This window comes from Natrialba chahannaoensis JCM 10990, assembly GCF_000337135.1.
GTDB lineage: Archaea > Halobacteriota > Halobacteria > Halobacteriales > Natrialbaceae > Natrialba > Natrialba chahannaoensis.
The window spans coordinates 76,868-89,205 of the sequence record NZ_AOIN01000100.1 but is presented as its reverse complement, the minus strand read 5'-3'; the positions used below and the strand labels follow the sequence as shown (position 1 = coordinate 89,205).

Genomic DNA, 12,338 nt, shown 5'->3' with positions numbered 1-12,338 from the left:
CTGAACTGAACTGAGTCGCGGCTGTGCGCTTCGGTTGCGTCGGGTGTCGCTTTGCTGTGGAGCGAGACAGAAGCCGAATAGAACAGCTAGGATCGAGACGCGCTACTGCTGGCGGTCGAACAGGTCCGCTGGGTCGACGCTCGTGTTCTCTGAATTCTCGATCAGCAGGTCGTCAAGTGCCTGTTTGAGTTCGGATCGGCGCGGGAGTGCAAGCATCTGGCAGGTGAACACCTGGTCGCTGTTGGTCTGGATGTTCGAGTCGAGCATGAACGCGTGATCGTCGGTTTCGGCCATCTTGGACGTGATCGGTGTCATGATCGACGAGCCGGTATCGGCGACGAACTGGGGCGGTTCGTGCTTGATTTCGGCGTTCAGCACGTTCGCCCAGCCGTCGACGAAGCCGCTGGTCATGATGTTGCCGAGTTCCTTCAGCGCGCCCTGTTCGACGGAGCCCCACTGTTCGTCGGTCTCCATCGGGACGAGCGAGTCGACGACCGCCCGCCCAGACGGCTGGTCGAACAGGATGACGAGGTTCCCGCTGAACTTGCCGTCGAACGGCATGACGGTCCCGACGTAGCGCTTGTTGCCGACCTCCGCCGGAATATCTTCGATCGGGACCAGCGTCAGGCGACTGATCTCGACCGTCGTATCGATGCCGGTCATCGACGTGATATTGGTTGCAGCCTTCTCTGCGCCCTCCTTGGTCATGTCGTTGAAGACCTTGAGCTTCTCCACCGAGACGATGTCTTCGGTCCGCGGTTCGAAGGCGCGCTCGAGTGAACTCGATTCGGGCACGAGCAGGATCCGGAAGTCGATTGGTTCGTTGACCCCTTCATCGGCGGCTTCGACGCGGCTGCGGAAGACGAACAGGTAGTTGTCTTCGGTCGTTGCAGACTTTGGCAGCACGTCGGTGCCGGTGCCCTGGATGTACGTCGGCGGCGAACTCTTTATTTTCGCGTTCAGGTAGTTCGCCCAGCCGTCGACGAAGCCGCTGGACATGATGTTGCCGACCTCCTCGATACTGCTCTTTTTCTTCTCGGGATCGTCGGCCGGGACGAGTTTGTCGGTGATCGCTTTCCGTCCCTGTTCGTCGAACGCGAGGACGACTTCACCCGAAATTTCGCCAGTGAGATCGATGTTGACGCCGGCGAACTCGTTGCCGATGAACTCGTACTGGAGGTCCGAGGAGGACATGAGCGAGACGTTCGTCACCTGCACGCTCGTGCTGATCCCCGTCAGTTGCGAGAGCGATTCGGCAGCCGATTGTGCGCCGTCGTGAGCGAGCTCCTGGTAGGTTTCGAGCTCGCGAATATCGATTTCCATGGAGGATTACCCGGCTGCGATGCTGTTGAGTTCCTCGAGGACGCTCTCCTTCTGGAACGGTTTCGTGATGTACCCCTCGGCACCAGCCTTGATCGAGTCTTTCATCTGCTCTGCCTGCTCGACGCTGGTGCACATGACGACCTTCGCGTTCGGATCCATATCCGTAATCTCGTCGGTCGCCTCGATACCATCTTTGATCGGCATCACGATGTCCATAAAGACGATGTCCGGCTGTTCTTCCTGATAGAGCTCGACGGCCTCGACCCCGTTTTCGGCCTCACCGATGATGGTGTGGTCTTCTTCCAAGATTTCACGGAGAAGATCCCGCATGAAGCCGGAGTCGTCCGTGATCAGCACATCCATGAACGAGTCAATACACGCAGATTACTTAATAATATTGACCAAGATGATGACACTCGGCGACTGGAATCCACTGACAGCGTGGCGGTCGACGAACGGGACAAGACGAGAGTTGGTCACGAAGGCGTCCCACTGCCTGTTTACTGATCCACACGGGTAGATTACGTCTAAACTGGGTCCACAGTGTCTGTAACCGATTAATGGTGTTCGTTTGACTCGAAAATCGGCCACAAGCTTTACAACCGTATGGCCATAAATCAGTTTCAAATCTGATAATACGAAGGTGTCTGTCGTTGGTACATCTACAACGGCTGGAAAACAAATAGCTCTGTCGTTCACGAAGCCGATTTGCTCAGCGATTGCAACGCAGTACTCGTTCAGCCACCACTAACAGCGCATCAACTCATACGGTCCGTTACCAGTGGTCGGTCCGACGGGGCCGCGATTATCGGGAAGACGCTACAACGGTCCGTATCACGTTCGCTGGTAAATCCGATGGCGATTATCCGTCGCCTCGAACGTCGACTTCAGCGACGGCGGAATCGTCTCACTCTTGCCGATCACCAGATAGCTGTCCTCCTCAAGCGATCGGGCGATCGTCTCGAGCATCGACCGCTTGTACTCCGTATCAATGTAGATGAATAGGTTACGGCAGGTCACCAGGTTGAACCCCGATTTCGACGCTCCGCTGATCAGATCGTGGCGTTCGAACGTCACCGGCCGCTTGACCCGGTCGCGCACGCGATAGACCCCTTCTTCTTGGTCGTGGTCGACGTACTGCTCGTAGTTCGAGAGGTACTCGAGTTCCCCGCCGAGATCGCTGGTTCGTGATTCCTCGTAGACGCCGTCGCGGGCGACTGTGAGGGCGTCCTCGCTGATGTCGGTGGCGAGGATCTCGACGGCGGATTCGTTGATCTGTGGATCGGCGTGGACGAGCATTGAGAGCGAGTAGGGTTCGCGGCCGTCGGCACAGGCGGCACTCCAGATCGAGACGCGACGTTCGCGAGCAGAGAGCGTTCGGAGAACGTCGCGAATGCCGTCCCAGACCTCGGGGTTGCGAAAGAAGCCAGTGACGTTGATGCTCATCGAGTCGAGCAGCGCCGCCTGCTCGTCGGGGTCGGTTCGGAGCTGGTCGAAGTACTCGCCGTAGTCGTCACACTTCGTCCGGCGAAGTCGGGCCGTGACTCGTCGGTCGAGGTAACTATCGTTGTAATGGCTGGTCGAGAATCCCAGTTCGGTTTCCATGTAATCGAGGAGAGCGCGGAACGAGTCATCGGCTGGCACGGTTCTACACAACTTTCAGATTCCGTGCAATAATAACCTTACGACACTGTTTAGCTCTCTTACGTCTTTACAGTAGTTAATTCGAATATGTGTTTCTCATTATGGTTGTGCTGAAGCTCTGGAAAATCCCAGGCAGGCATCGGGGAGAAACGAATGTTGAGTCATCGGTGGAGGTAAATCGGGCAGAACGTATAGCCTTCCAAACTATTATATGTGTTGACATCTCTCTCAAAGAGATGGGTTTCTCAGACAGCATTCAGTGACCCGCGATACGGTAGGCGAGGTGGGCAGTGGTCTGTGGTGGGCGTGGGTGATGACCGATCACCGATCACACTGTCGGTCGTCCGAACGTGTAACTACGTGGCCACGGAGTGGGAATGAGCGGCCGTGATGGCAATAACGGTTATGTGGGCGCAGTGAGATATTACTTGCAGGATTGGAGTCGGTGGCCTGACCGGCCAGCGGAACTGTCTCCGACGATACCAACGAGGGGAGAGACTGGGATGCAACTCGATTCACTACTACCAGCATGGATTCGGCACCAGTACAGTGTCAAGATAGCAGTCGCGCTCGGCTTCGTCGCCGTCGTGACCATTGGGTTCGGTGTGCTGTTCGGACTGCACATTGTCAACGGCCCGTCCGAGGGCCTCCAAGAGCGCGCAATCGCCGGCCTGACCGGTCTGCTCGTGATTTTCTCGGTTAACCTCGGACTCGTCGGCATTGTTCTCGGTGGGAACGTCGCGCTGTCGCTGCGCCAGCTCGGCGAGCAAACCGAGCGGATCGGGGATGGCGAGTTCAACGTCGACCTCGAAACCAATCGGGCCGACGAGATTGGCCAGCTCTACGACTCGGTCGGTGCGATGCGTAACTCGCTTGAAACGACACTCGAGGAGGTCGAGGCAGAGCAAGACCGCGCCGAGACGGCTCAGCAAGAGGCCGAGGAGCAAGCCGCCCAGCTCGAAGCAGAGCGCGAGCGGATTCAGGACCTCCAGCACCAGGCCGAACAGCAGAATCAGGAACTCGTCGCCGAAGCCAAGCGCTTCTCCGACGTGATGGACGAGTGTGCCGCCGGGGACCTCAGCCAACGACTCGAGCCACAGACTGACGACGAGGCGATGCAGGCCATCGCCGAATCGTTCAACCGGATGTTAGACCGCATCGGCGACGTCGTCGCCGAAGTCCAGGACGCAAGCGAATCGGTCGACGAGATGTCCGCCGATCTGCAGGGTTCGAGCCAGCAGATCCGCACAGCGAGTCAGGAAGTCGCCGAGTCAGTCCAGGAAATCGCAGACGGCGCGACGAGCCAGACCGAGGATCTCGAACTCGCCGCCAGCGAGGTCAGCGATCTCTCGGCGGCCACCGAGGAAGTCGCGGCGACGACCTCTGAGATTGCGACCCAGTCCGAAGGGATGGCGACACTCGCAGACGACGGCCAGGACGCGGCAGCCGACGCCGCACAGAACATCGACCAACTCGTCGAAACCACTGAAACTGTCGTCGAAACGGTCGAGGAACTCACCGAAGAAGCCGACCAGATCGGTGAAGTGATCTCACTCATCGACGACATCGCCGACCAGACGAACCTGCTCGCGCTCAACGCAAACGTCGAAGCCGCCCGCGCCGACGAGAGCGGCGACGGCTTCGCAGTCGTCGCAAACGAGATCAAATCGCTCGCCGAGGAAACCATGGATGCCGTCGACGAAATCGAAGGGACACTCGAGTCCATCCGTGACCGGACGGGGACGACTGCAGAGGAGATCACGATGGTTGACTCGAACATTAAGACGACGGCGACGCGCGTCGAGGAGCTACAGTCCCAACTCGAGACGATCAGTTCGGAGGCGAATCAGATGGACGCGAGTATCCAGGAGATTACGCAGACGGCGGACGATCAGGCCAGTTCGGCCCAGGAACTCGCGACGATCGTCGACGACGTGACGAGCGTCTCGGCAGAGACGAGCAGCCAGGCCGAGCAGGTCGCAGCGGCCTCCGAGGAGACGACGGCGACGACGGAGAGCGTCTCGACGATGGCGGGCGACCTTGACGAGCAGGCACAGCGGCTGAACGAGTTGATGAGGACGTTTACAATCGAACGCCAGGCGCACTCTCAGGTGGCGGCCCCGGCGGGAGTCGGAGACGACTAGCGCTGCGGGGACGCGTCTCCTTGAGCGGGTCGAGCAACAACCAGCAACACTCACTGACGATTCCACGAAACAGACTCATACTTACTAATGATCGAACACACGACGACGTTCGTACTAACGAGCACGATTCTTGCAGTGATGACGGCCATCTTTCTGCTCTGGACCCGTCGACTTGAGGTCGAGTCGCGGGCCTGCGGGTATGCGGTCGTCGTTGCCTGTGGTGCGATGAGCGCCGCGTACCTGCTCATGGCCGCAGGTGTCCTGCCCGTATCGACGACCGGGCGTGACGAGTCTCTCGTACGATTCCTCGGTTACTCTGTCGCCTGGGGCGCGGTCTGTTACGTGATCGAGACCGTCTCGGGAGCGGAACGACGGTACACGCTCACAACTTTCGGTGGGATTCTGCTGAGCCTCTGGGCGACTGTTGGAAGCTGGATACTTGCCGGCGCGGCGGGCACCGTTGCCTCGCTTGCGATCATCGCTGGCGTCGGTGTGATGGTGGCCACCCTGTACGGTCCGCTTGCACGCGAGGCACAAACCGTAAGCAGCGAGCGCACGCTCCTGTACGGGCGGCTCAAGAACCTGACCGTCCTCGTCTTCGTTGGCCTCCTCGCAACCGGGATGCTCTCCGCACAGAATCTCGGATTCACCGACGCCTTCGTCGGACAGACGCTCGCGACCTACCTTGATTTCGTCTGGCTCGCCGGCTTCGGCGGACTGGTGCTCCGGAGTACGGACGCGCTGTCTGATGCCGAAGACGACCGAGCCGCGACAACTGAGACGGACTCGAGTTCGAGTACCGACCATGCCACGTCCGGGGCGGTGCAGTCTACGGACTGATCGGTGCGGTGTCGGTGTTCAGGTTCGAGAGCGAGCGAAGAATATGTGAGTGACTGCGGGCGGGTCCTGATATTTCTACGCGACTGACGAACAGAGCAGCGAACGTACTGCTGGCAGCTACGTCGAGTGCGTGTCGTCGGCGAGCCGGTCGACTTCGGACTCGATCTCGTCGACGATGCCTTCAACCTGCTCGTTCTGATCGACGATTGCCTCGATTTCGGTCGCAACCTCGTGTGACTGTTCCATCGCGGTATCTGTCATGCTCGCGACCTCCTCAGTACTCGCAGCTTGATCGTCGGTCGCCGTTGCGACCTCCTGGATGCCCGTACTCGCCTCCTGAACGGACTCCTCGATGCGCTCTAAGTTGTCGACCGTCTCCTCGACCAGGCCAACACCGCTCTCGATCTCCTCGTTCGCGGTCTCGAGACTGTCGACTGTCTCTTCGGTGTCTGCCTGAATCTGGTCGATCATCCGCTCGATATTCTTGGCCTCTTCTTGGGACTCTTCGGCCAGGGATTTGACCTCGTTTGCGACGACCGCGAACCCGTCACCCGCCTCGCCGGCGGTCGCCGCCTCGATCGAGGCGTTGAGTGCGAGCAGGTTGGTCTGGTCGGCAATGTCGTTGATGACGTCGACGATCTCGTCGATCTTCTGGACGCTCTCGCGGAGATCCTCGACGTCGTCGGTCACCTCGTCGGCAGCGTCGTCGACGACACCCATCTTGTCGATGGCTTCTTCGGCCGTCGCCGTCGTATCGTTCGCAATTTCTTCGGCGCGTTCGCTGGTAGCGCTGACCTCCTCGGCGTTCGAAGCGATCTCCTCGACCGTCGCCGACAGCCCGGCAACCTCGCTCGAAATCTCGCCCATCGCGTCGGACTGCTTCGCCGCCAGGTCGCTGATCTCGTCGGAGCGCTCTGAGACCTCCGTCGAACTCTCGCGCAGGTCACTGACCGACGACTGGACGTTCTTCGAGACTTCGCGTCGGTGCTCGAGTTCGTCCTCGACATCGGCGTAGGCGTCGATGTAGGTATCCATCGCAATCTGTTGATCGACGTTCAGCAGTTTGAGTGTGGAAAGCGAGTGCTCGACGACATCGTCGACCATCGCCTGTGCTTCGGAGAGGGGAACGAGTGGCTCGTCCTGCGACGTGTCCGTTCCGTCCACCTCGGCCGCCTCCGCTTCGGGCACACTCCCGACGGCCTCACTGGCAAGATCGTCCATCGCGTCCTCGGCAAGCGCCGTCAGAATTCCCTCGTAGTAGATCGAGTAGCCGCCGAGATAGAACTTCGGCCCCATATCCAGCATATCGTGGATCTTGCCAATTCTGGCACGCCGCTCAGCATACTCGGCTCCATACGCACCGCGTCCGAGATCCAGGAGATACTCGTACTGGGTCTTCTCGAGTGCATCGACAGATTTCGACGAGGAATTGAGAACGGCGGTCGCATCAGCGTTCGACTGCAAATGGGCGTAGAACTCGTCGACGAGGTCGTCAGCAATCTCTTCGAAGAGTGGTGCCATCGACTCGAGTCGGTCCGCGTCTGCGCTGTCGAAGCCGACGAACTCTTTTCGCCACTCGATTTCGCGTCGATCAAGCCCGATCCGTGCGGCGAGTGCTTCTCCGTCGACGTGCCGTCTGTTGTTCGCGTCGATTTTGAACTGCGACTGACGCTCCTCCTGGTTGCTAGACATTAACTCAATGTTCCGTCGATCCAACTATATACTTGTTGGCGGCGATATATCTCACGGGCCATCCAAGCGCCTGCTGGCCGTTTCGACAACTCCGGGTCCTGAGAGGACGTTGGAAGAACGCGCAGTTGGCCGTGCGTCACCGCAGTCAAAACACGTAACAACCGTCAACCGCCTCAGACGCGAACGTCCGTCGGATCAATCCACAGCACGAACTCCTCTTCCTGTCGAACGATCCCAGCGATTCCCTCGCCGTCGACGGCGGTGTCGACCGTCGTCGCGTCGATCTGTCGCACCTGGCGCACCTCATCAGCGAGCCAACCGATTCGATCGGTCGAATCACGCTTGCGTTTGAAGACGATGATCCGATTCCCGAGTTCGTCGTCCTCGTTCTCGCCGAAGATTGTTCGCAGGTTGACTATTTTCGTCGTCTCGCCGCGAAGGTCCATCACGCCCTCGACGTGGTCGGGTGTGTTCGGAATCGTGGTCAGTTCGTCCGTGTTGACGATCTCCGCGACGTAGCCGATGTCGACACAGTAGCGGTTTTCGCCGAGGTCGAACTCGAGTACGTGGACGGAGATGTCGTCGGGTGTGTTTGTGTTTGTGTTGGTGTTGGTGTTCGTGCTGGTATTGGTGCTAGCGTCGGTATTCATCTCGTCGGTCGCGTTCGATCGTGTGGAGTTGGTCTGGTTCGTGGATACCATGGCAGTTCGGTGTCGATAGGTTGTCGGGCGGTCTTAGCTGTGATCGTCCGTCGAGAGGCGACGAACGTCGCCTTCGATGTCGTTGATCAGTTCGTCGACGGTTTCGGCGTGGCGTTCGATGGCCTCGAGACCGGTGGCGACCTGCTGGGATTTGTCCATCGCAGTGTCGGTCATGCTCGCGACCTCTTCGGTGCTTGCGGCTTGATCGTCGGTCGCCGTTGCAACCTCCTGGATGCCCGTACTCGCTTCTTGAACGGACTCCTCGATGCGCTCTAAGTTGTCGACCGTCTCTTCGACCAGGTCGACACCGGTAGAGACGCGCTGGTTTGCCGTATCGAGGCTGTCGACCGTCTCTTCGGTGTCTGCCTGAATCTGGTCGATCATCCGCTCGATGTTCTTGGCCTCTTCTTGGGACTCTTCGGCCAGGGATTTGACCTCGTTCGCGACGACCGCGAAGCCGTCACCGGCCTCACCAGCGGTCGCCGCCTCGATCGAGGCGTTGAGCGCGAGCAGGTTGGTCTGGTCGGCGATGTCGTTGATGACGTCGACGATCTCGTCGATCTTCTGGACGCTCTCGCGGAGATCCTCGACGTCCTCAGTTACGTTATCAGTTGCCGATTCGACATCCTCGATCTGGTCGATAGCCTCCTCGGCTGTCTCCGTCGTATCGTTCGCGATCTCCTCAGCGCGCTCGCTGGTAGCGCTGACCTCTTCTGCGTTCGAGGCGATCTCCTCGACCGTCGCCGACAGCCCGGAGACCTCACTCGCGATTTCGTTCATCGAGTTCGACTGCTCGGCCGCGAGATCGGTCATTGCTGCGGTCCGATCGGTCACGTCGTCCGTCGAGGCTGCAACCTCGCTCAGCGTCTCCTGAATCCGGTCACCGACTGACTCACGGTTTCGCTTCGTCTCCAACTGGTCCTTGAGCTGCGCTTCGTACTCTGCGATACGCTCCTTGTCGGCTGCCCGCTGCGTGCGCTGTGTGCTGGCGTAGGACTCCATCGCTAGCTGCTGGTCGACGAGACTGTGACGCAGGAGCGAGAGGGTCCGTTCGACAACGTTGGCGACGGCGTCGTCTACTGCCGCCTCAACATCGTCTGTGGGATCGACTTCGGTGTCAGTGTCGGTATCGGATTCGAATGCAGCTGCAACCTCCGAGTCGACCGCATCCCCAACTTCCGCTTTCACATCCGCAGCAATCGCCTCGAGTGCCTCCTCGTAGTACGCACCGAACGAGCCGATGTACACCTCGGGGCCTGCCGCGAGAAGGGTTCCGACAGCCGGTGACTCGAATCGCTCTGCGAACGCGTCCGCATCGGTCCGCCCCGCCGCCGCGGCGTCGACGAGCGCGGCCTGGGCTGACTCGAGTTGGTCGGCGCTCGCAGCTCGCTGGTTCTCGAGTGCACTCGAAACGGCAGGATCGCTGCGGGCAGCGTCGGCGGATGCTGCGGCGAGGGTTGTACGGTTGTCGGCGAGGATCTCCGAGAGCGACTCGAGTCGGGCCTCGTCGTCGGCGTCCAGTGACACGAGGTCGCTCGCGCGCTCGACGCTCGCGGGATCGACGCCGGCGTTCGTAATGGCGTCGACGTCCGCGTTCGTGACCGACGCCGACCCGGTTCCCGTTGGGTCGGTAGCGGCCTCGAGACGGGACGCTCCACCGTCTGTTCTGGGCATAGTGGTGACAGTGAGAGTCAGCTAAATAAGTGTTTTTGCAGATTTGAACAAGCGGGAGGTTTGGCGGCCACAACAATCATATACGGTGGTTTGAGAGCCGGGACACACGCATCGATCGATGCGAAATGCAGCCTCTGGTGAACGGTCACTCAGGATCGGTGAATAAAACAAGCGCAAAGACGACCGAATCGGTGAGCGAGGCGTCAGTCGATGTTCGCGATGAGTTCGTCGATATCGAGCCAGGCGACGAGCGTCGTTCGGTCGTCGTCGTCCTGCTTTTTGATGATGCCGCGAACGCACTCGTGTTGGTGGTCGCCGGCGGCGTCCATGACGCTGCCCGTCTCGTCGATCTGGCTGTCGTGGTAGGTAACGGCCTGCGAAACGTCGGTCACGCGGACGCCGAGTTTCTGCTTATCGTCGTCGCGTTCCAGCACGACGATGTACTGGTTGTCAGACAGTTCGTTGTGCTCGACGTCGAGCATCGTCGTCGGATCGAGGACGCCCGTGATCTCGCCGCGGAGGTCCGTCACGCCGTCGATGGCGGTCGGACCGCGCGGGAAGCGCGTGATGTCTTTCATTTCGACGATGGCGCTGATCCGGTCGATTTCGATGGCGTACCGATTCTCGTTCAGGTAGAACTCGAGCATCTGAATCGTCGACTCGCTGTCGTGTGCCGAGTGGATCAGCGTGTTCCCCTGATCGAACATGGCGTCCTTTCGCGCGGCGGTCGCGTCGCCGTAGCCCTCGGTGTCCGCCATTGTCGCAGAGCCATCGACGGTCGGTTCCGCACCAGTCCCCGTGAGTTCGGCGACGGTCGACTGGCTGGCGATTGCACCGCCGAGTGCAGCGAGCGGGCCGTCTGCGTCGGGTCCGGATTCGCGTTCGTCGAACGAGAGCGTGACGGCGGCGTCGGTGTCGGAATCGGTGCCAGCGTCAGGGTCGTGCTCGGAGCCAGCGCCGCTATCGTCGTCGATCACGTCTGTAGACACGTCGGTGTCGTCCGTCTCCGTCACTTCGGTATCTGTAGTCTCGGCAGTCTCCTCGGCGGGGGAAACAGCCCCACCCTTACCCTCACCAGCGGCGTCAGATTCGCCCGCTGCATCCGCAGTCTCCACCTCATTGGCCTCCGAATCGGTCACGTCCGATTCCTGTTCGGTCTCAGAACGGGGGTCTGCTGTCTGCTGCTCGTCGACGCCGTCACCGTCACCGTTATCCGGACCCTCGTCACTGCTCGCTACTGGCTCGTCGGGTTCGCTCGCCGATTCGTCACCGCTATCCGCGCTGTCGTCGTCCGTGGACGGAGACTCTGGCGCTGTCTCGTCTGGGTCGTCTTGCTCCGCTGTCTCACGTGCTCCCCCAGCCGCACGGTTGCGCATCTCTCGAAGTCGACGTGCTCTGTCGTCAGTCATGCTGGAATCTCCTGTCGTGGCAACTGCTCGTCTACCTGCTCGGCCATCGCCATGAACACCGCGCTCATATCTGTCTCTTCTTCCACCGCAAACACCGACTTCCCCGAGGCAAACGCCCGCTGCAACGCCACGCGCTTCCGGACCCGATACAGCGGCACATCCGGCAGCGCCTCGTCGAACCACTCGAGCATCTCCGTCGCCGCTCGCGTGTTCTCGATCCGGTTCGCTACCAGCGCCTGCGGCTCAATCGTCACGTCGTGGTCCATCTCTAGCGCGCCGACGTAATCGAAGAGCAACTCGAGTGACCGCTTGCTCGTCGGTTCGGCGAGCGCGGGAATCACGAGGTTCTCCGTCGCATACAATGCGTTGTCGGTCAGGAGGCCGAGGTGTGGCGAGCAGTCGACGACGGTGACGTCGTACTCACCTGTGGCCTCAAGTCGGTCGAGGAGTGCGTCGAGTCGTGTCTCGCCGTCGGGTTCCTGGACGAGCGTGGACTCGGCGGCGTTCATATCGACGTTGCTCGTGATGACATCCATCTCCGGGTGAGTGGAGATGAGGTCCTCGAGCTCGACGGCCGTCGGCTCGACGAGCGCGTCGAGTAGCGACGGCGGTTCGGCGTCGTAGGCCTCGAGCAGGCCGAGTCCTTCGGTCGCGTTCCCTTGCGGATCGAGGTCAACGAAGAGGACGTTACGTCCGAGTTCGTTCAACGCACCCGCGAGGTTGATCGCGACGGTCGTCTTGCCGACGCCTCCTTTCTGATTTGTCACACACAGCCGAGCAGCTCCCGCCATTCGAGTGAGTCGTTTCAACTCTGCCTACATAACTCACACGGCCAGCACGGGTGATAGTGTGGTCTTCGTCGGATCGAGCGGCTCTTGCCGGCCGGTTCGGCCGAACGCTTTATGCGGAGA

10 protein-coding genes are annotated in these 12,338 nt (G+C 60.3%); 2 read left to right on the top strand and 8 right to left on the bottom strand.

Going from position 1 to position 12,338, the window contains the following annotated elements:
- Positions 1–102: 102 nt before the first annotated feature.
- The 3 genes from C482_RS19830 to C482_RS19820 all read right to left on the bottom strand — a co-directional run bounded on the left by C482_RS19830 (position 103) and on the right by C482_RS19820 (position 2,967).
- A complete protein-coding gene (locus C482_RS19830; RefSeq protein ID WP_006169627.1) occupies positions 103–1,323 on the bottom strand; it encodes a chemotaxis protein CheC in 1,221 nt (406 codons plus the stop codon).
- 6 nt (positions 1,324–1,329) lie between these two features.
- The gene (cheY, locus tag C482_RS19825) at positions 1,330–1,686 is read right to left on the bottom strand and encodes a chemotaxis protein CheY (protein ID WP_006169626.1); all 357 of its coding nucleotides are present in this window, start codon (positions 1,684–1,686) and stop codon (positions 1,330–1,332) included.
- A 471-nt stretch (positions 1,687–2,157) separates the two neighbouring features.
- Positions 2,158–2,967 (bottom strand): CheR family methyltransferase, encoded by an 810-nt coding sequence (locus tag C482_RS19820; RefSeq protein ID WP_006169625.1) that lies wholly within the window; start codon positions 2,965–2,967, stop codon positions 2,158–2,160.
- Between the two features lie 503 nt (positions 2,968–3,470).
- On the opposite strand from C482_RS19820, the gene C482_RS19815 reads away from it, so the two are divergent.
- Entirely contained in the window at positions 3,471–5,111 is a 1,641-nt protein-coding gene (locus C482_RS19815) for a methyl-accepting chemotaxis protein (protein WP_006169623.1), read from the top strand.
- A gap of 87 nt (positions 5,112–5,198) precedes the next feature.
- Positions 5,199–5,951, top strand: coding sequence for a bacteriorhodopsin (locus tag C482_RS19810; RefSeq protein WP_006169622.1), 753 nt, complete (start codon positions 5,199–5,201; stop codon positions 5,949–5,951).
- A 117-nt stretch (positions 5,952–6,068) separates the two neighbouring features.
- Here the strand turns inward: C482_RS19810 and C482_RS19805 are convergent, their stop codons facing one another.
- The 5 genes from C482_RS19805 to C482_RS19785 form a co-directional block, all read right to left on the bottom strand.
- Positions 6,069–7,643, bottom strand: a complete 1,575-nt coding sequence (locus C482_RS19805; protein ID WP_006169620.1) for a globin-coupled sensor protein — start codon at positions 7,641–7,643, stop codon at positions 6,069–6,071.
- A 173-nt stretch (positions 7,644–7,816) separates the two neighbouring features.
- Positions 7,817–8,293 (bottom strand): chemotaxis protein CheW, encoded by a 477-nt coding sequence (locus C482_RS19800; RefSeq protein ID WP_241431962.1) that lies wholly within the window; start codon positions 8,291–8,293, stop codon positions 7,817–7,819.
- An 84-nt stretch (positions 8,294–8,377) separates the two neighbouring features.
- Complete coding sequence (locus C482_RS19795) at positions 8,378–10,018, bottom strand: methyl-accepting chemotaxis protein (RefSeq protein ID WP_006169617.1); 1,641 nt, start codon at positions 10,016–10,018, stop codon at positions 8,378–8,380.
- 203 nt (positions 10,019–10,221) lie between these two features.
- Positions 10,222–11,427: a chemotaxis protein CheW gene (locus C482_RS19790; RefSeq protein ID WP_006169615.1), complete on the bottom strand. Its 1,206-nt coding sequence runs from the start codon at positions 11,425–11,427 to the stop codon at positions 10,222–10,224.
- The gene (locus C482_RS19785) at positions 11,424–12,218 is read right to left on the bottom strand and encodes a ParA family protein (protein WP_006169614.1); all 795 of its coding nucleotides are present in this window, start codon (positions 12,216–12,218) and stop codon (positions 11,424–11,426) included. The genes C482_RS19790 and C482_RS19785 overlap by 4 nt, the downstream gene beginning before the upstream one ends.
- Positions 12,219–12,338: the final 120 nt, after the last annotated feature.